18 protein-coding genes and 1 pseudogene are annotated in these 18,310 nt (G+C 71.2%); 12 read left to right on the top strand and 7 right to left on the bottom strand.

The features are described from left to right. Positions 1–1,563: 1,563 nt before the first annotated feature. Positions 1,564–3,036 carry a beta-1,6-galactanase gene (locus ACTWQO_RS47050; RefSeq protein WP_443243551.1) on the bottom strand — a complete coding sequence of 491 codons (1,473 nt, stop codon included), beginning with the start codon at positions 3,034–3,036 and terminating at the stop codon, positions 1,564–1,566. Positions 3,037–3,266: 230 nt separating this feature from the next. On the opposite strand from ACTWQO_RS47050, the gene ACTWQO_RS47045 reads away from it, so the two are divergent. Further along, positions 3,267–4,040, top strand: a complete 774-nt coding sequence (locus tag ACTWQO_RS47045) for a class E sortase (RefSeq protein ID WP_443243552.1) — start codon at positions 3,267–3,269, stop codon at positions 4,038–4,040. Positions 4,041–4,132: 92 nt separating this feature from the next. Here ACTWQO_RS47045 and ACTWQO_RS47040 read toward each other — a convergent pair whose 3' ends face one another. After that, complete coding sequence (locus ACTWQO_RS47040; protein WP_443243550.1) at positions 4,133–4,957, bottom strand: alpha/beta fold hydrolase; 825 nt, start codon at positions 4,955–4,957, stop codon at positions 4,133–4,135. 187 nt (positions 4,958–5,144) lie between these two features. On the opposite strand from ACTWQO_RS47040, the gene ACTWQO_RS47035 reads away from it, so the two are divergent. Beyond that, on the top strand, positions 5,145–6,026 hold the full coding sequence (locus ACTWQO_RS47035; RefSeq protein ID WP_443243549.1) for a trimeric intracellular cation channel family protein: 882 nt from the start codon (positions 5,145–5,147) through the stop codon (positions 6,024–6,026). Between the two features lie 7 nt (positions 6,027–6,033). Here ACTWQO_RS47035 and ACTWQO_RS47030 read toward each other — a convergent pair whose 3' ends face one another. Then, positions 6,034–7,431 (bottom strand): MFS transporter, encoded by a 1,398-nt coding sequence (locus ACTWQO_RS47030; RefSeq protein ID WP_443243548.1) that lies wholly within the window; start codon positions 7,429–7,431, stop codon positions 6,034–6,036. 69 nt (positions 7,432–7,500) lie between these two features. On the opposite strand from ACTWQO_RS47030, the gene ACTWQO_RS47025 reads away from it, so the two are divergent. From ACTWQO_RS47025 to ACTWQO_RS47015, 3 genes are all read left to right on the top strand, one after another. Further along, entirely contained in the window at positions 7,501–8,028 is a 528-nt protein-coding gene (locus ACTWQO_RS47025; protein ID WP_443243547.1) for a winged helix-turn-helix transcriptional regulator, read from the top strand. A gap of 44 nt (positions 8,029–8,072) precedes the next feature. Next, positions 8,073–8,387: a DUF6412 domain-containing protein gene (locus tag ACTWQO_RS47020; RefSeq protein WP_443243546.1), complete on the top strand. Its 315-nt coding sequence runs from the start codon at positions 8,073–8,075 to the stop codon at positions 8,385–8,387. A gap of 111 nt (positions 8,388–8,498) precedes the next feature. Further along, positions 8,499–9,215, top strand: a complete 717-nt coding sequence (locus tag ACTWQO_RS47015; protein WP_443243545.1) for a YidC/Oxa1 family membrane protein insertase — start codon at positions 8,499–8,501, stop codon at positions 9,213–9,215. A gap of 29 nt (positions 9,216–9,244) precedes the next feature. Here ACTWQO_RS47015 and ACTWQO_RS47010 read toward each other — a convergent pair whose 3' ends face one another. Next, positions 9,245–10,030 (bottom strand): SAM-dependent methyltransferase, encoded by a 786-nt coding sequence (locus ACTWQO_RS47010; RefSeq protein ID WP_443243544.1) that lies wholly within the window; start codon positions 10,028–10,030, stop codon positions 9,245–9,247. A gap of 202 nt (positions 10,031–10,232) precedes the next feature. Here ACTWQO_RS47010 and ACTWQO_RS47005 point away from each other — a divergent pair, with 202 nt between their 5' ends. After that, a complete protein-coding gene (locus tag ACTWQO_RS47005; RefSeq protein ID WP_443243543.1) occupies positions 10,233–11,090 on the top strand; it encodes a fumarylacetoacetate hydrolase family protein in 858 nt (285 codons plus the stop codon). An 84-nt stretch (positions 11,091–11,174) separates the two neighbouring features. Here ACTWQO_RS47005 and ACTWQO_RS47000 read toward each other — a convergent pair whose 3' ends face one another. Beyond that, on the bottom strand, positions 11,175–11,681 hold the full coding sequence (locus ACTWQO_RS47000; RefSeq protein ID WP_443243542.1) for a heme-degrading domain-containing protein: 507 nt from the start codon (positions 11,679–11,681) through the stop codon (positions 11,175–11,177). Beyond that, positions 11,678–12,751 carry a Gfo/Idh/MocA family protein gene (locus tag ACTWQO_RS46995; protein ID WP_443243541.1) on the bottom strand — a complete coding sequence of 358 codons (1,074 nt, stop codon included), beginning with the start codon at positions 12,749–12,751 and terminating at the stop codon, positions 11,678–11,680. The genes ACTWQO_RS47000 and ACTWQO_RS46995 overlap by 4 nt, the downstream gene beginning before the upstream one ends. Before the next feature lie 138 nt (positions 12,752–12,889). Here ACTWQO_RS46995 and ACTWQO_RS46990 point away from each other — a divergent pair, with 138 nt between their 5' ends. Next, positions 12,890–14,002: an ROK family protein gene (locus ACTWQO_RS46990; protein ID WP_443243540.1), complete on the top strand. Its 1,113-nt coding sequence runs from the start codon at positions 12,890–12,892 to the stop codon at positions 14,000–14,002. Between the two features lie 19 nt (positions 14,003–14,021). On the opposite strand, the gene ACTWQO_RS46985 is transcribed toward ACTWQO_RS46990, so the two are convergent. Continuing rightward, positions 14,022–14,600 carry a TetR/AcrR family transcriptional regulator gene (locus ACTWQO_RS46985; RefSeq protein WP_443243539.1) on the bottom strand — a complete coding sequence of 193 codons (579 nt, stop codon included), beginning with the start codon at positions 14,598–14,600 and terminating at the stop codon, positions 14,022–14,024. Between the two features lie 87 nt (positions 14,601–14,687). Between ACTWQO_RS46985 and ACTWQO_RS46980 the strand changes: the two genes are divergently transcribed. The 5 genes and pseudogenes from ACTWQO_RS46980 to ACTWQO_RS46960 all read left to right on the top strand — a co-directional run. Next, positions 14,688–15,569, top strand: a complete 882-nt coding sequence (locus ACTWQO_RS46980; protein WP_443243538.1) for an SDR family oxidoreductase — start codon at positions 14,688–14,690, stop codon at positions 15,567–15,569. Between the two features lie 128 nt (positions 15,570–15,697). Then, positions 15,698–16,429 carry a hypothetical protein gene (locus ACTWQO_RS46975; RefSeq protein WP_443243537.1) on the top strand — a complete coding sequence of 244 codons (732 nt, stop codon included), beginning with the start codon at positions 15,698–15,700 and terminating at the stop codon, positions 16,427–16,429. A 144-nt stretch (positions 16,430–16,573) separates the two neighbouring features. Continuing rightward, entirely contained in the window at positions 16,574–17,353 is a 780-nt protein-coding gene (locus ACTWQO_RS46970) for an HAD-IIA family hydrolase (protein ID WP_443243536.1), read from the top strand. Positions 17,354–17,456: 103 nt separating this feature from the next. Beyond that, complete coding sequence (locus ACTWQO_RS46965; RefSeq protein WP_443243535.1) at positions 17,457–18,032, top strand: hypothetical protein; 576 nt, start codon at positions 17,457–17,459, stop codon at positions 18,030–18,032. 6 nt (positions 18,033–18,038) lie between these two features. After that, a pseudogene (locus tag ACTWQO_RS46960) lies at positions 18,039–18,310 on the top strand (class F sortase); the annotation flags it as partial.

The following is an 18,310-nucleotide window of genomic DNA, read 5'->3' as shown; positions in this document are numbered from 1 at the left end:
ACCCGTGGCCGGATGGGCAGGGGCAGGCCTGGTTGTCACTGGTGTCGCGACAGCGGTCAGTCGTGCTCCTCCCCGTGCTCCGACTTCCCGTGGTGCGGGTGTTCCGGCTTTGTGGGGTGGGCGGGCTTTGTGGGGTGCGTCGGGTGGGACGGCTTGGTGGGGTGGTCCGGGTACGCGGGCTTGGAGGGGTGTTCCGGGTAGGCCGGCTTCGTGGGGTGTTCCGGCTTGGCAGGATGTTCCGGGTAAGCGGGCTTCGTAGGGTGCTCCGGGTGGGCGGGCTTTGTGGGGTGCGTCGGGTGGGACGGCTTGGTGGGGTGGTCCGGGTACGCGGGCTTGGAGGGGTGTTCCGGGTAGGCCGGCTTAGTGGGGTGTTCCGGCTTGGACGGATGTTCCGGGTACGCGGGCTTCGTGGGGTGCGTCGGGTGGGCCGGCTTGGTGGGGTGCTCTGGATACGCGGGCTTCGCCGGGTGTTCCGGGTACGCGGGCTTGGTCGGGTGCTCCGGATGAGCTGGCTTTGCGGGGTAGGCGGGCTTGGTCGGGTGCTCCGGGTAAGCGGGCTTTGCCGGGTGCTCTGGGTGGTCAGGCTTCGTGGGATGTGCCGGCTTGGCGGGGTGCTGCGGGTAGGCGGGCTTTGCCGGGTGAGCTGGGTAAACGGGCTTGGCCGGGTGTTCGGGGTAAGCGGGCTTTGCTGGGTGGTCGGGCTTGCTGGGGTGGGCCGGGTAGGCGGGTTTCGTCGGGTGCTCCGGCTTGGTGGGCTTGGCCGGGTGATCTGGGTAGGCGGGCTTTGCTGGGTGGGCCGGATAGGCAGGTTTTGCGGGGTGGTCTGGATGCGCCGGCTTCGCGGGGTGAGCCGGGTATGCGGGCTTCGTGGGCTGGTCGGGCTTGGCTGGGTATGCGGGCTTGGCGGGGTGGTCGGGCTTGGCTGGGTATGCGGGCTTGGCGGGGTGGTCGGGCTTCGCCGGGTATGCGGGCTTAGCCGGATGGACGGGCTTGGCCGGGTGGTCCGGCTTGGCCGGGTGGACGGGCTTCGCCGGGTACGCGGGCTTCGCCGGGTGGGGTGGGTGCGGGGTCTGGGGTTGGGCGTTGGCGGGGGCCGCGGTTGTCAGGGTGGCTGCGGCTAGTGCGGCGGCCGTGGCGGCTGAGGCCAGGACAGATCGCCATCGTGGCGATGTCGTCATGTGATCCACTCTCCTCGACTTGGTTCAGGGCCTTGTGACGGCTGGTCAGCACCAAGGGCTGGATAGTGGAATTCATAGGAAATCGGGTTATATGACTAACGCGGTGGCAGTCATAAGCCACCGGACGGTGTACCTCGGGCCGCCAGTTGGCCCGAGCCGTGTGGGGGCGCCACGCGGTGGCAAGGGGTCGGCGGTCGGCGGGGAGCGGGGAGTGGGGCACCGTCGCCGGCGATGCAGCCGATGGGTCTTCAATTGCCGGGCACGGTCCTCCGGCAACGCCGACAACACGCCGCTGACCTGTGCCCCCCGCCGGAGGGTTCCCAGCACCCCCGGCTCGGGCGACGCCCCCGCCCCGCGCCGGCGACATGCCCCTCGCAGCCGCCGGCTACAAAGTCACCCCGTCCACCTGCAACGTCTGCACCGCACCCCCCGCGAACGGCACGCTCACCGACTTTCCGCTCAGGCGGGTGTCCGAGTAGGCGCGGTAGCGGTCGCTGCCCGCGGTTGCCGTGTTCCAGCGGGGGACCAGGCCGCCGGAGCCGCCTGTCACCGTGGAGAAGCGGGAGAGGTCGAAGGTGAGGGTCTGGGCGGCCGACGACGTGTTCACGGCGACGATCACCAGGCGGCGCGCCGACGCGTCGTATGCCGCTGTCGCGTAGCTCACGCCGGTGTCGATGATCGTCATGCCGGGGCGGATGTGGCGGCTGAACTGGGCCATGACGTAGTACTTCGTCTGGATGGTGGTCGGCTGGAGCGTGTTCGCGTCGTACGCGATCATCGCCCAGCCGGTGCTCGGGTCCATCACCTGCCAGTAGCACCAGGCTGTGGGGTGCAGCCAGCGGAAGTCGTAGCAGAGGTTCGAGGCCATGGTCAGGCCGGTTCCGTCGCTGTCGCCCGTTTCCGAGTTCCAGAGCTTCTTGCGGGAGGTCGTCACCACGTCCGTGTAGAGGAGGTCCCTGCGGCCGCCCGAGCCCTGGTAGCCGTGCACGTTGACCTGGCTCACCAAGGCCCTGGTGGATGTGTTGAAGGAGGACCAGGTCGAGCGGGCCGTGTCGTAGTTGGTCTCGTCGGAGGCGGAGATCCTGATGCCTGTCAGGCCGCGCGCGTCGAGTTCGCTGCGCATGTAGGGGAGTACGGCCGCCTGGACCGCCGGGTCCATGTGGCAGCCCTCCTGGGTGCCGGTGTCGGTCCACCAGGTGGAGGCGGGCTCGTTGAAGGGGTCGACCGTCGCGAAGTTCACGCCCCAGTTGTTGCGGGCGTACTGGGCTGTGGCCGCCAGGTGCGAGGCGTGCTGGCGGTAGTTCCAGGTCTGGAGGTTGTTGGCGCCGCCCGCTGCTCCCGACGGGTTGTGGTTCTTGCACATCCACCACATGGGGGAGTTGGCGAACAGCTCGCTCACCGCACCCCGCTGCGTCGCCTTGACCAGCATCGCGCGCTGGTTGGCGTCCGCCGTCCAGTCCCAGGCCGAGGACGTGGGGTTCTCGTTGTTCCAGTCCTGCCAGAAGCCCTCGATCTGCTTGAAGGCCGGGATGTTGGGCGACTTCACCATCGACTCGCCGCCGACGCTGTTCCAGCTGCATGCGCCGAGGTTGTAGCGGGCGATGTTGAGGCCCAGGCCGGGGAGTGAAGTGCCGTTGTACGTCACCGACTTGGTGGTGAAGAAGAGGTCGGCGAAGTCGTCCCGGGCGCCGAAGACGTTGGCCCACCAGGCGAGCGAGGTGCCCCAGCCCTCCCAAGTGCCGTAGCTGGTGCCGGGGTTGACGGCGATGGTGGCGTCCGCGTGGGCGGTGCCGGTCGCCAGGGCGCTGCCGACGAGTGCGCCGCCTGTCGCCGCCAGCAGAGTTCTGCGTCGGATCATGACTTCTCCGCTTCGCTCAACGGCCGGTCGTCGTCGAACCGGCGTCGTGGCTTGTCCCGTGCATGCCGACAGGAAGCATCAGGTGTGGCGCGTGGGGTTGTCGAGGGTTCCGACAGCCCTTTCTCAAACCTGTGGAGGAAGTGTTCGGGGTACCGGACGCGCATACGTCTGGAGACCTCGCGCCCCGGCCCTTATCGTGCGGGCGGCCCCGGCGAAGGAGGTCACGGATGATGCGGGTTCTCGTCGTGCAGCACAGCAGCCGGCGGCGGCGTGTGCTGCTGCGGCGCGGAGTGTGGGCGGGCGGCGAGGTCCTCGTCACCGTGGGCGTCGTACTCCTGCTGCTCGTCGTGCATCAGCTGTGGTGGACCAACCGGCAGGCCAAGGTCGGCGCCGAGCGGAAGGTGGAGGCGCTGGAGCGGGAGTGGGGGGTCCAGGTTCAGGAGGGCGGTGGCGCTCCGGGAGATTCCGGTACGTCGTCAGCCGCGCCCGAGCCGACCGAGGCGCCCCGGCAGCAGCCCGCCGCGCGACGTGCGACGTCCGCCGCCCCGGACTGGTCCCAGGCCTACGCCATCCTCACCATCCCCCGCCTCCACCTCCGCGTCCCCGTCGCCGAGGGCACCAGCAAGCAGAACGTCCTCAACAAGGGGTACGTCGGCCACTACTCCGGCACCCAACAGCCGGGCCAGGCCGGGAACTTCGCGCTCGCCGGGCACCGCAACACCCACGGCGAGCCCTTCCGGTACGTCAACCGGCTCGGCCGGGGCGACGAGGTTCAGGTGGAGACGGAGGACGCGGTCTACACGTACGCCGTTGACCGGACCCTTGCGCAGACCTCCGCGCGGGACACCGGTGTCATCCGGGCCGTGCCGAGCAGTGCGGTGCGGCCCGGGCACGGGTACTCCGAGCCCGGGTACTACCTCACCCTCACCACGTGTACTCCCGAGTACACGTCCAAGTACCGGCTGGTGGTGTGGGGGAAGCTGCGGTCTATGCGGCCACGGTGACGCTGCGCTGGCTGTGCCGCGATGGGTCGTTGGTTGTCCGCGGCGCCGTTGCGGCTGGTCGCGCAGTTCCCCGCGCCCCTTCGGGGCGCTGGTCACTGGAGGTACGGGATCAGCGCCGCTGTCAGTTCCGCGGGTGCGTCTTCCTGTACCAGGTGGCCCGCACCCGCGATGGGCTCCAGCCGTGCGCCCGGGATGAGGGCGGTGAGTTCCTCGCCCTTTGCCGGGGGGATCCAGGTGTCGTCCTGGCCCCAGCAGATCAGGGTCGGGATGTCGATCTCGGGGTACCGGTCCTGGATCTCGTCGGTGTGGAGTTGGTCGGCCTGGGCGATCTGTCGGTAGAAGGCCGCCTGGCCGGGGTCGCCGAGCCAGGGGTGGACGAGGCGGTCGAGGGTGGCCGGGTGCAGGCCGGGGCTGCTGGCCGAGTTCACGTACTCGCGCACCAGGGCGCGGTGCAGTGCGGGCGGCAACTGCTCGAAGACGTCGGCGTGTTCGCCGAGCAGCCGGAAGGACGGGGAACCCCAGGGCGCCAGCGCGACCGGGTCGACCAGGGCGAGCGCGCGGTAGCGGGCGCCGTGCAGGAGATGGGCCCGCAGGGAGACGGCGCCGCCGAAGTCATGGGCGACGACCAGGGGTTCCGTCAGGGCCCACTGCGCCAGGAGCTCGGTGAAGACCCGGCCCTGGGCGGCCAGGGAGACATCCTGGCCGGCGTACTTCTCCGACTCCCCGTAACCGGGCATGTCCCAGACGAACACCTGGTGCCGGTGGGCGAGTCCGCGGGCGACGGCGCGCCAGACGTAGGAGGAGAAGGGGGTGCCGTGGAGGAGGACGACCGGGTCCTGGCCGGGCGGTCCGAGGCTGTCCCAGCGGACGTCCCCGGAGCTGCTGCGGAAGGTCTGGGTCAACTGCCATTCAGTCAACGGTGCTGGTCCTCTCGTTCAACGGTGCTGGTCCTCTCGTTCGTGGTCGCAGCCATCCGAAGTCTCCCCTCGGTGGTCAGCGAGTTGTGAAGAAGGGCGTCCGGTGGGAACGCCGACGGCGTCCGTGGCATCTGTTCCCTCGGAACGGCTTTACGCACCTTCACCGTGTCACGGAGGCCCCCTTCCGATGCCGATCAACGAACTGAGCGGCGCCGTCCAGTACGTGATGGACCTCGTAGGCATCTTCGCTTTCGCCCTGTCCGGGGCCTTCATCGCGGTGCGCCGGGACTTCGACATCTTCGGGACGGTCATCCTCAGCGCGGCCGCAGGGCTGGGCGGCGGTCTCTTCCGGGACCTGGTCCTCGGCGTGACACCGGTCGCCTTCTCCGACTACGGCTACTTCTTCACGCCCTGCGTGGCCGCCGCGGTCGTCTACTTCGGCCACCGGCTGTACGACGACCGCAAGGTCCAGAGCAGCACGCTCTTCGACCTGTCCGACGCCGCCGCGCTCGGCCTGTTCAGCGTCACCGGCACGATCAAGGCGCTCGCCCACGGCTTCAACCTCCCCGCCGCGGCGACGCTCGGCGCCGCGAGTGCCGTGGGTGGCGGCGTGCTGGCCAGTCTGCTGGCGCTGGAGGTGCCGTCGCTGCTGCGCTGGGACCGTGATCTGTATGCGCTGCCCGCCCTGGTCGGAGCGGGCTCGACCGCCGCCCTGCACGTCGCCGGGCTGCTCAATGTCGGTACGGCCATCGGTACGGCCGTGTTCGCCTTCTCGCTGCGCCTGCTCGCCCTGCGCTACCGCTGGCGCAGTCCGCGCTCACACTTCTGGCGGAACCCGTTCTCCGGGATGCGGCACCAGTCGGCCGGGGAACCGGCGGCGCAGGCACCCCTGGAGGCGGACACCGTCAGGTTGAGCCCCGCCGAAGCCGACACGGTCAGGATCCGCCGGGAGGGCCTGCCGCGTGGTGGGAAGCGGTCGGTGCCCGACCCCCGGATCGTCCTGAGGGGGCCTGGGCGCCCGAAGGACCGGCGCGACGATCACCAGGAGGCCGGTGCCGACTCCCTTTGAGCGGCCCTCAGGTCCTCTCCCGAAGCACGCCCACCGCCACCGCCGCGACCACCGCGAGCCCCGCCGACACGACCATCGCGACATCCGCGCCGCGCGCCAGGCTCCCCGACGACGTCGCCAGCGCGATGGTCAGCGCGACGCCCGCGCAGGAGCCGATGTAGCGGAACGTCTGCTGCGCCCCCGACCCCATCGCCGCCCGCTCGGCCGGTACGGACTCCACCGAGAGCAGCGGCAGCGCGGCGTTGAGCAGGCCGCTGCCGACGCCCGCGATCACCAGTCCGGGCAGCAGCCGTGCCCAGGAGCCGGCGTCCAGCGCGCCGAGCATGGCGAGTGCGCCGCCCGCGTGGAGCAGGAAACCGAGGGCCAGTTGGAGGCGCGGCGGCACGCGGCCCGCCAGCCGCTTCGCCTGGAGGGCCACCCCGAACGACAGCCCGGACCACAGCAGGAACAGCCACGCCGTGTCCATCGCGGACAGGCCGAGCGTCTGCTGGAGCAGCGCCGGCAGGAAGCTGAACAGGCCGATCACCGCGAGCCCGGTGAACAGGCCGCCGGCGGCGGAGCCGAGGAAGCCGGGGCGGCGCAGCAGACCGAGGTCGATCATCGGCGTTCCCGCGCGCCGCTCCACCAGCACGAAGATCCCCACCAGTACGGCGGACGCGGCCAGCAGCAGTCCGACGGGCGCCCGCAGCCAGCCGTCCCGCCCCAGCGTCAGCGCCGCCACCAGCGCGACCAGCGCCAGCCCGAAGGTCACCGCCCCGCCGAAGTCGGGCCGTCCGCCTCTCGGCGCACGGGATTCGGCCAGCGTACGGATGCCGAGCGCGGCCACGATCAGAGCCGCGGCGCCCAACACCCCGTATGCCACCCGCCAGTTGGGTATCGCCCCGACCACCAGCGGCCCCAGCGCGATGCCGCCGCTCACGAACGCGCCCCACACGCCGGTCGCATGGAGCCTGCCGCGTGGGGTCGGGAAGGCGTGCACGAGCAGGCCCAGGCTGCTGGCGAGGAGGGCGGCGCTGGCCGCGCCCTGGGCGATGCGGGCCAGGGTGAACAGCGCGGTCGTACTCGTCAAAGCGCCCAGGGCCGTGGTGATGCCCAGGGCGAGCGTGCCGGCGAGGAAGATCCGGCGGCGGCCGTAGTCGTCGGCGAGGCTGCCGGCGACCAGCAGGAGGGCGGCGAGGCCGAGCGGGGTGCCGTTCAGCAGCCAGGCCTGGGCGGAGAGCGGGGTGTGCAGGGCGGCGGCGGTCTCGGGGAGCGTGACCATCGGCGCGGTGTACGTCATCAGGGCCACGGCGGTGGCGGCGCTGGTCACGGCGAGGGTGGCCGTGGGGCGGGGCGCGGACTCGGGACGGGGAGCGGCCGGGGCGGCGGGCTCGATCGTCGGAGTTCGTTCACTGAACCTGGGCATGACTCGTACCGTAGCACCTAAGGTTCAGTCATTGAACCAACGGCCGGAAAACTGGTTACAGTGGACGCCATGGCATTGGGCAAGGACTACGTGACACAGGAGTGCTCGATCGCCCGGGCGCTGGAGATCGTCGGCGAGCGATGGACTCTGCTCGTGGTGCGCGACGCGCTCTACGGCGTACGGCGCTACAACGACTTCCTCGTCCACCTGGGCATCCCGCGCGCCGTCCTGGCCGCCCGCCTCCAGGCGCTCACCGCGGAAGGGATCCTCGTCAAGCGCCGGTACCAGCAGTCGCCGCCGCGCGACGAGTACGTCCCGACCGATCGCGGCATCGCACTGTGGCCCACCCTGCGCTCGCTCGGGCTGTGGGGCCGGGAGCACTTCGGGGACGCCCAGCTGCGGATCTTCCGGCATGCGGAATGCGATACCGAGTTGGGCCCGTACGGCGAATGTCCCGTGTGCGGAACCGTCGTACCCCTCCCGGACGTGGAAATGTCGCCGGGACCCGGACTCGATCCGGACCCGGCGGATCCGATCAGCCGGGCGCTGCTCAAGCCCAAGAGGCTGCTGCAGCCGCTCGAGACGGATCCTGTATAACGAACGAGACCAGTAGTGCGAGCACGTGGGACAGAGGGGGAGCAGTGATCCGCAGCAGTCGGACCGGCCTGCGTCCCGCCCTCGTCCTGCTGCTCCTGCTCGTCCAGGTCGCGCTGCTCGACACGGGCAGCCTCTCCGCCACCGTCGCCCTCGCCGCGACCGCCGCCGCCGGGTCCGCCTTCGCCGCGTGCTCGCTCCTCGTCTCGCGCTGCGCACCCGCCGTGCCGCGCACACGCGTGCGTACGGCCATCCGCGACCGTGACCTTCGTACGGCGTTCCTGCCGCAACGCGATCCCGACGCCAGGGGGCGCACAAGGCCCCGGGCACCCGGACGGACCCTCCTGACGGCCGTCGCGTAGGGCACGTACCTCTTATTCTTTCCGGTCCTCTTCCCAGTACGTGACCCCGCGCGGGTCGTCATGCCGCCATCCCCCTGACCGGCACGACGAGACCCCACGGAGGGCTCACCCATGTCCGTTTTCGCCAACCTGGTCGAGCAGCTGGCACAGCTGCTCGAACCGCTCTTCCACGCCTCCGCGGCCGCCGCCGCGATCGTCCTGTTCACCGCGTTCGTACGACTGCTGGTGCATCCGCTGTCCCGGGCGGCCGCACGCGGGCAGAAGGCGCGGACGGAGTTGCAGCCGAAGATCGCCGAGCTGCGGAAGAAGCACGGGAAGAACCCGGAGCGGCTCCAGCGGGCCGTGCTGGACCTGCATGCCGAGGAGAAGGTGTCACCGCTGGCCGGGTGTCTGCCCGGGCTGTTCCAGTTGCCCGCGTTCTTTCTGCTCTACCACCTGTTCTCCAACCGGACGATCGGCGGCGAGGCGAACGAACTGCTGGGCCATGAGCTGCTGTCCGCGCCCCTCGGCCATCGCTGGGCGGACGCCCTCGCGGACGGCGGGGCGTTCGGGGCGGCCGGGCTGGTGTACGTCGCGCTGTTCGCGCTGGTCGCCGCCGTCGCCGTGTTCAACTACCGCCGGACGAAGCGGATGATGGCGGCCAATGCCGCTCCGGTACCGGTGGCCGACGGTGAGCAGGTCCCCGGGATGGGGGCGATGAAGAAGGTCATGCCCTTCATGTCCTTCTTCACGCTGATCACGGTGGCGGTGGTGCCGCTCGCCGCCGCGCTGTATGTGGTGACCAGTACGACGTGGAGTGCGGTGGAGCGGGCGGCGCTGTATCGCTGAACAGCGGCCGGTCAGTCGGCCAGCCGGTGTCAGCCGGTGGTCTTGCGGGCCACGCCGCCGTAGAAGCCGATCTCGGCGGCGCGGGCCGGCGGCGGGGTGTCCGGGCGCCAGAACGGGACCTGGGTCACGCCGGGCTCGACCAGCTCGAAGCCGTCGAAAAGGCGCTCGACCTCGGCGCGGGTGCGCAGGTTCATGGTGGCGGTGGCGTTGTTGTAGACGGCCTGGGCGTCGCGGCGGTCCGCGAGGTCGCCCGTGGCGTGCGAGAGCACCAGATAGCTACCGGCCGGGAGCGCGTCGCGCAGGGTGGCGACGATCTGCGCGGGCTTCTCCGCGTCGGTGACGAAGTGGAGGATGGCGACGAGGAGCAGCGCGACCGGCTCGTCGAAGTCGATGATCCGGCGCACATCGGGGTGCTCGATGATCGCCTGCGGGTCGCGCAGGTCGCCGAGCGCGATGCTGGTCGCGCCGGACCGGCTGAGCAGCGCGTCGGCGTGCGCCTTCACGATCGGGTCGTTGTCGATGTAGGCCACGCGTACGTCGGACGCCGCTTCGTGGGCGATCTCGTGCACGTTCGGGGAGGTGGGCAGACCGGTGCCGATGTCGAGGATCTGGCGGACGCCGGTGCCGACGACATACCGGACGGCACGCTGCAGGAACGCGCGGTTGGCCTGCACGCTGATCCGCACCTCGGGCGCCTTGGCGGCGAGGGCGTCACCGGCGACCTGGTCCACCTCGTAGTTGTCCTTGCCGCCCAGCAGATAGTCGTAGATCCGCGCGGGGTGCGGCCTGCTGGTGTCGATCTCCTCGGCGCTCATGGCCAAAGCTTCGCATATCAACTTCGGTGCGGAGGAGCGGAGTTGGATTTCTGGGAGACGCGCCGCGGTCCAGTCCGTGAACCGGGTCTTGCGGAGCGGTCGGCGACCTTGGAGGATCGACCAGTCCTCCGATGGCTGCGTGCAGGCCGCACACCGGCCGTGGCCGTCGGCCGGGCGCCCGCGATCGAGGGAGATTGTGAACATGAAGCTGCTGCGAGTCGGTACGGCGGGATCCGAGCGGCCCGCGCTGCTCGACGACCAGGGGATCCTGCGGGACCTCTCCGGCCTCGTCCCGGACATCGACGGGCCCCTGCTCGCCGATGACGCCGCGCTCGGCCGGATCCGGGCGGCCGCCGGTGCCGGGGAACTGCCCGAGCTGGACGCGGCCGGGCTGCGGATCGGGCCCCCGGTGGGGCGGATCGGCAAGATCGTGTGCATCGGGCTCAACTACCACGACCACGCCCGCGAGACGGGGGCCGAGCCGCCCCCCGAGCCGGTGATCTTCTTCAAGGCCGCGGACACGGTGGTCGGGCCGCACGACACGGTGCTGGTTCCGCGTCGGTCCGTGAAGACCGACTGGGAGGTCGAGCTGGCGGTCGTCATCGGGCGTACGGCCCGGTATGTGGACTCGGCCGAGGAGGCGCTCGGTCATGTCGCCGGGTATGCGGTGTCGCATGACGTGTCCGAGCGGGAGTTCCAGATCGAGCGGGGCGGCACGTGGGACAAGGGGAAGAACTGCGAGACGTTCAACCCGCTGGGGCCGTGGCTGGTGACGGCGGATGAGGTGGCGGATCCGCAGGGGCTTTCCCTGAAGCTGTGGGTCAACGGGGAGCTGAAGCAGGACGGGTCTACGGCCGAGCAGATCTTTCCGGTGGGGGAGGTTGTGCGGTACGTCAGTCAGTTCATGACGCTTTATCCCGGGGACGTGATCAATACGGGGACGCCGGCGGGGGTTGCGATGGGGCGGCCTGAGCCTAAGCCGTATTTGCGGTCCGGGGATGTTGTGGAGTTGGAGATCGGGGGGCTTGGCCGGCAGCGGCAGGAGTTTAAAGACGCCTAAGGGGCGGGGGCTGCGGTGGTATGGCGGCCTTAGGCCGTCTGTGGTTTCTCGCGCAGTTCCCCGCGCCCCTATAGGGCGTTTTAGCTACTGCTTTTCCAAGTAGTGCTCCAGGGCTTCCACCACGAATTTGTGGTCCTGCAACTGTGGCAGTCCGCTCACCGTCACCGAACCGATCACGCCTGCGCCTTCCACCGTGATCGGGAACGAGCCGCCGTGGGCCGCGTACTCGTCGGCGTTGAGGCGGGAGGAGTCCTCGAAGGTGGTGCCCTTGGCTCGGAAGCGGGCGCCTACCAGGTAGGACGCTGAGCCGTAACGCTCGACGACTCGGCGTTTGCGGTTGATCCAGGCGTCGTTGTCGGGGGTGGAGCCGGGGAGGGCCGCGTGGAAGAGCTGCTGGCCGGCGCGGTGGATGTCGATGGCGACCGGGGCCTGGCGTTCGCGGGCCATCTCCACCAGCAGGGAGCCCAGGGCCCAGGCGTCGTCGTAGGTGAACTGGCGGAAGACCAGGCGGCGTTCCTGGGCCTCCAACTCCTCCAGCGGCGGGGTGAGTTCGGGGTGGAACTTCGGGGTCAGCTCGGGGTTGTGCGTCACAGCGTCACCGTCACATGGTCGCGGGCGGAACGGCGGGCCGCCTCCAGTACGTCGAGGGCGGCGGCCGCCTCCAGTGCGGTCACCGGGTTGGGACCGCCGTCCAGCAGGGCCTTTGCCACGGCCGCATAGTAGGCGGGGTAGTCGCCGGGGAGGGTCGGCTCGGGGCGGCCTCCTCCGGTCAGCGGGGATTCGCCGGAGCCGACGCGGCCCCAGAGGGACTCGGGTTCCGTGCCCCAGTCGGCGGTCGTGGAAGGCAGCCGGCCGTCCTTCAGTGCAGCCTCCTGCGGGTCGAGGCCGTACTTCACATAGCCCGCCTGCGAGCCCAGCACCCGGAAGCGGGGGCCGAGCTGGGCGGTCGTCGCGGAGACGTAGAGGTGGGAGCGGACCCCGCCCGCGTGGGTGATGGCGATGAACGTGTCGTCGTCCGTCTCGGCGCCGGGGCGGCGGATGTCCGACTCGGCGTACACGGACGTCGCGGGGCCGAAGAGGACGAGCGCCTGGTCGACGACGTGGCTGCCGAGATCGTAGAGGAGACCTCCGATCTCTGCGGGGTCGCCGGACTCCCGCCAGCCGCCCTTGAGTTGCGGGCGCCAGCGCTCGAAACGGGACTCGAAGCGCCATACGTCGCCCAGCTCGCCCTCGGCCAGCAGCTTGCGCAGGGTCAGGAAGTCGTTGTCCCAGCGGCGGTTCTGGAAGACGGAGAGCAGCAGTCCGCGCTCGTCCGCCAGCGCCGCGAGTTCGCGTGCCTCGGCCGCCGTGCCCGCGATCGGCTTGTCGACGACCACGGGGAGGCCCGCCTTGAGCGCGGTGGTGGCGAGCGGGACGTGCGTCTTGTTCGGGGACGCGACGACGATCAGGTCCAGCTCGTCGGCCCGGTCGAACAGCTCGTCCGGGGTGGCGGCGACGCGGACGTCCGGGAACCCGGCGCGGGCCTGCTCCGCGCGCTCGGGGTTCGAGGTGACCACCGTGTCGAGGGTGAGGGCCTCGGTGGCGGCGATCAGCGGGGCGTGGAAGACGGAGCCTGCGAGGCCGTAGCCGACCAGGCCGACGCGGAGAGGGGTAGCACTCATGGCTCCCACTTTCGCAACGCTGTTGCCAAAGTGCAAGCGGTGGGGAGAATGGGGGGCGTGAACAGGACGAAGGGTGGCATGCGGGGGGTGGCGGGGCGCGCGTCCGGTGGCGATGTGCGGGGTGGAGCGGGTCGTGACATGCGAGGTGCGGCCGGTGGTGCGAATCTGCTCGCCCTGCGCAGTCACAACACCGCGCTCGTGCTCGATCTGCTGCGTGCGGCCGACGCCGACGGGATCAGCCGGCTCGAACTCGCCGAGCGCACCGGGCTCACCCCGCAGGCCGTCAGCAAGATCACGGCCCGGCTGCGGGGGGAGGGGCTCGTGGCCGAGGCGGGGCGGCGCGCGTCCACGGGGGGCAAGCCGCGGACCGTGCTTCGGCTGGTGCCGGAGGCGGGGCATGCGGTCGGAGTGCATCTCGACCGCGATGAGCTGCGGGCGGTCCTCGTCGACCTCAAGGGGAGCGTGGTGGGGGAGCGGTGTACGCCGCTGGACCTGGGGGCGGGGGCCGAGGCTGTGCTGGCCGAGGTGGAGGCGGTGGTTGCCGCTGTGCTGGGGGCGGATTCGGTTCCCGGGCTCACCGGCGTCGGGGTCGCGCTGCCCGGGCCGCTCGATCATGCGCGGGGGGTGCTGCACCGGGTCACCGGGTTTCCGGAGTGGGACGGGTTTCCGTTGCGGGAGGCGCTGGAGGGGCGGTTGGGGGTGCCGGTCGTCGTCGACAAGGACACGAATGCCGCGGCGCTCGGGCTTGCGGTCGGCGGGCGGGGTGGGCCCGGTGAGGGTGGCGGGTCCTTCGCGTATCTCCATCTCGGTACGGGACTTGGTGCCGGGCTTGTGATCGGAGGGAGCGTGCATCGGGGGGCGCGGACCGGGGCAGGGGAGTTCGGGCACCAGGTCGTTCAGCTCGACGGGCCGCTGTGCACCTGCGGTGACCGTGGGTGCATCGAGGTGCTGTGCCTGGGGGCGGTGGCGCGTGGTGAGGTCGATGAGGCGGCGCGGGTGCTGGGGGCGGGGGCCGCGAACCTGGTCGGGCTGCTGGACATCGATGTGGTGCTGCTGGGGGGCCGGACGGTGGCTGCGGCGCCGGAGGTGTTCGTGCGGGGGGTGGGTGCGGTGCTGGAGGAGCGGGCTCGGCGGGAGGGGGCGGGGGACGGTGTGGTGCCGGTGAGGGTCGCGCCCGGTGGGGTGCGTGGGGTTGCGGAGGGGGCGGCGCAGTTGTTGCTGGCGCCGGTGTTCGGGCGGGGGGACGGGTAGGTGTGCCGGGCGGCATCGATCAGCCCAGCGATGCGGTAGCCGTGCGCAGGTCCTCCAGGGCCGCCAGCGCGAAGGGCGCGAGCCCTTCCTCGTCGTCACGATCACCCTCGCACCACTTGGCGTAGCCCTGCTTGAACGCGAGGACTCCCAGTTCGCCCGCGAGTTGTGCCGTCGGCTCGGGGACGCCGCGGGCGACGAGCGCGGCTGTCATGGCCGCCGCGAGGCCGACGCTCTTGAGGGCGTCACGCTCCTGGAGTTCGGTGCTGGCCGCCACGGCCGCCTTGAGGCGGGGCCCGAATTCGCGGTTCGCCGGCCCCATGGCGCTCGACGCGCGCTCCAGACCCGCCGCCACCGCCTGGAGCGGGGTGGCGCTCTCGGGCGCCTCGGCGATGCCGTCGGCGAGCAGCCTGCTGAGCGTCTCCTGCCCTGCGACCAGCAGCTCGCGCTTGTCGGCGAAGTGCCGGAAGAACGTGCTCTTGGTGACGCCGGCGCGCTCGGCGATCTGCGCCACCGTCGTGGCGTCGTATCCCTGCTCGGTGAACAGGTCGACCGCCGCGACGACGAGTCGCTGGGTTGCCCCCGGTTGCCATCTAGCCATGCGACCAGGATAGGTGATGGGACAACGGTCCCATCAGGTGTATGGTCGGTGACGGGACAATGGTCCCATCACTTTCAGGGAGAGCTCATGCATGTCTTCATCACCGGCGGCACCGGCACCATCGGCTCCGCCGTCGTCGACGAACTGCTCGCAGGCGGCCACACCGTTCTCGCACTGGCCCGCTCGGACGCCTCAGCGCAGGCCCTTGAGAGCGCCGGTGCCAAGGTGCTGCGGGGAGAACTGGCGGACCTCGACGTCCTGCGGTCCGGTGCCGCACAGTCCGACGGCGTGATCAATCTGGCGTTCGGACGCGACTACAGCACTCAGGACGCGGTCGCTCGGTCCGTCGCCGAGGAGAGCGCCGCGCTCACCGCGCTGAGCCAGGAACTCATCGGGAGCGACCGCCCCATCGTCATGGCTTCGGGCACGCCCCCGATGCCGGGACGCGTCTCCATCGAAGCCGACCCACTGCCGGCCGGAGGCCCCGTGGGCGGCCGGATCCGTTCGGTCACGGCGCTGTTGGATCTCGCCCCGCGCGGTCTGCGCGCCATGGCCGTCCGCCTGCCGCGCACGGTCCACAACGAGGGACAGGGCGGGTTCGCCGGCCTGCTGGCCGATGCGGCCCGCCGCACCGGAGTGGCCGGCTATCCGGGCGACGGCACCCAGCGCTGGCCGGCCGTGCACGCGCGCGACGCGGCGGTTCTGTTCCGGCTGGTCCTCGAATCGGCCCCGGCCGGGACCGCCTGGCACGCCGTCGCCGACGAGGGCGACGCGGTGCGGGACATCGCGACAGTCATCGGCCGGCGACTGGGCCTGCCGGTCAAGGAGGTCGCGCAGGAAGTGTTCGGCCCGTTCGGCCCGATCTTCGCCATGGACCAGCCGTCGTCCAGCGCCCACACCCGCGATGCCCTCGGCTGGCAGCCGACGCACCCCAGCCTCTTGGCGGACCTGGAGAACATTCAGCCCTGACGTCCGGCTGAAGGGGAACGTGAGCGCCGTCCGCGCCGCCGATCGAGCGCATCCCCACCCTCCATCCGAGGGCCACCCCGGCATGGCACACCGCAGCCCCCGCCCCCACCCGCCACGCTCATGTGCTCATGCGACTGTTCACGCCCGCCTCCCTCTGCCTCGCGGTGGCAGCCGCCCTTCTCCCCGCCGCGGCGCACGCGGACACCGACGCCGCCTGCACCGCCGCCGAGGACGGCACCTTCCCTCTCACCACCCGCATCCACGGCGGCCCCGCTTCCTATGAGGCGGGCGGTGGCTATGGGACCTGGTCCCTCGATCTCACCAACACCACCGACCGGACCTGCTCCGGCATCCACCCGGTCGTCGTTCTCGTCGACGAACGGCACGCGCTGAAGCCCTCGCAGCCGCGGCTGGAGTTCTACGACGGTCCGCGTCCGCGTCCGGTCCGCTTCGAGGCGACCGATGCCGATGAGCTGGTCGGGGCTTTCGGCGGCGACCACGACGGCTTTCCCGGTTTCACCGTCGGCCCCGGTGGGACGGTCACCGTGAAGGTGAGGCTGGCGGTGACGTCGGACGCGGTGCCGAACCGGGTGACCGCCAACGCGGCCGTCGTACAGCGGCATGAGGACGACGGCGACTGGGTCGGGCAGTCCAACGACTACCGCTTCGGCATCGGCGCCGACCCGGAACCCACCCTGCCGCACAACGACGCCTCTGCCCCGGCCACCACCCGCCCCCTGCCCTTCGCCGACGAACTCGCCCGCACCGGACTCAGCACGCCGCCCGGTGCCCTCGCCGCCACCGTCGTCTTCCTGCTCACCACGGGCGGCGCGCTGTTCCTCGTACGGAGGCGCCGCTGAGCGCAGTGCGCCGGTCTGCCAACAACCGGTACCGGGTGATCGGCGGGGTCGAGATCACCGCTTCCTGACTACGCTGGGGGCGTCGGTACGCCGTGGTTCCGGCGCCCCCGCACATGCACGCACGTACGGCAGGAGAACCCGCACATGGCAGACCGCAAGCCCATCGAGTCATGGCTCACCGACATGGACGGTGTGCTCATCCACGAGGGCGTTCCGATCCCCGGTGCCGACGCGTTCCTGAAGAAGCTGCGTGAGTCCGGGAAGCCCTTCCTGGTCCTCACCAACAACTCGATGTACACCCCGCGCGACCTGCACGCCCGACTGCGGCGCATGGGTCTTGAGGTGCCGATCGAGTCCATCTGGACCTCGGCGCTGGCCACCGCACAGTTCCTGGACGACCAGCGGCCGGGCGGGTCGGCGTACGTCATCGGCGAGGCCGGCCTGACCACCGCGCTGCACGACATCGGCTACATCCTCACCGACCACGAGCCGGACTACGTCGTCCTCGGCGAGACCCGCACGTACTCCTTCGAGGCCATGACCAAGGCGGTACGGCTGATCCTGGGCGGCGCCCGCTTCATCTGCACCAACCCCGACGAGACGGGCCCCTCCACCGAAGGGCCGCTGCCCGCCACCGGCGCCGTCGCCGCGCTGATCACCCAGGCGACCGGCAAGAAGCCGTACTTCGCGGGCAAGCCGAACCCGCTGATGATGCGCACCGGGCTGAACGCGATCGGCGCGCACTCCGAGACCAGCGCGATGATCGGCGACCGCATGGACACGGACGTGCTGGCCGGCATGGAGGCCGGGATGCAGACGTTCCTGGTGCTCACCGGGCTGACCCGGCCCGATCAGGTCGAGGGCTTCCCGTACCGGCCGTCGAAGGTCGTCGACTCCATCGCCGACCTCGTGGACCGGGTCTGAAACCCGGTTCACACAAAATCCAACTCGGACGGAGCAGCGCGGCCCGGCTGAGGATGCGCGGCCGGGCCCCGCGGGGGAGCCTCCTGACTACGGGAGGTTCATGATGGGTCCACTGAAAGTCACTCTCTGTGCGGGCGCGGCGATCTTCGCCGTGTTCACCCCGGCCGCCCACGCGGCGGACGGAGGCGGCCTCTCGGTGACTCCGGCGTCCCCCGCCCCCGGTAACGACATCTCCCTGAGAACCACCGGCTGCCCCACCACGACGGGTACCGCGGCCTCGGCGGCCTTCGTCGCCGACGCCCGCCTCACCGGCACCGGCGGCACGCTCGTCGGGGAGACCCGCGTCAGCTCCTCGATCAGGGCGGGTACGTACGACGTGCGGGTCACCTGCGGGGGCGGGCAGGCGAAGGGCGCCCTCACCGTCGTAGCGAAAACGCCACCGAAGACACCACCGAAGGCGCAGCCGCACCAGCCCACCGCCCCCGCCTCCTCTCCGGTTGCCCCCGTCCAGGCGGGCGGCGGTGGTGCGGCCCGGCTCGGTGCCGAAGCCGAGGCGGATGCCGAGGCCGACGAGGCCGGGCCCGGCACGGGGCACGCGGTGACCGGGCTGGTGCTGGCGGGTGTCGCCGCGGTCGCCGTGGCGCTGCGCAGCGCCCGCCGGAGCCGCGGAACGGACTGACCGGCGATGTCCGAGCGCTCCTCGGGTACCGGCCGCCTCACGATGGGGGTGGTCTGGGCGGTGCTGCTGCTCGGGCTGTGGCTGTGGGGGCGGGAGGTCACCGACGTACGCCTCGGGACCGCCATGCCCACCACCGGCGACATGGCGGCGGTCGGCCGGCCGCCGGACGCCGAACTGCCGCCCGCCGCCCGGCCGTTGGGGGCCGCGCTGCCGCAGCGCATCGACATCCCCGACCTGGGTGTGCAGGCCCCCGTCGTGGCCCGCGGGCTCGACGCGCA

This window comes from Streptomyces sp. 4N124, from assembly GCF_052245395.1.
Taxonomy (GTDB): domain Bacteria; phylum Actinomycetota; class Actinomycetes; order Streptomycetales; family Streptomycetaceae; genus Streptomyces.
The sequence above is the reverse complement of the archived record's forward strand: the minus strand, read 5'-3'. Positions and strand labels throughout refer to the sequence as shown.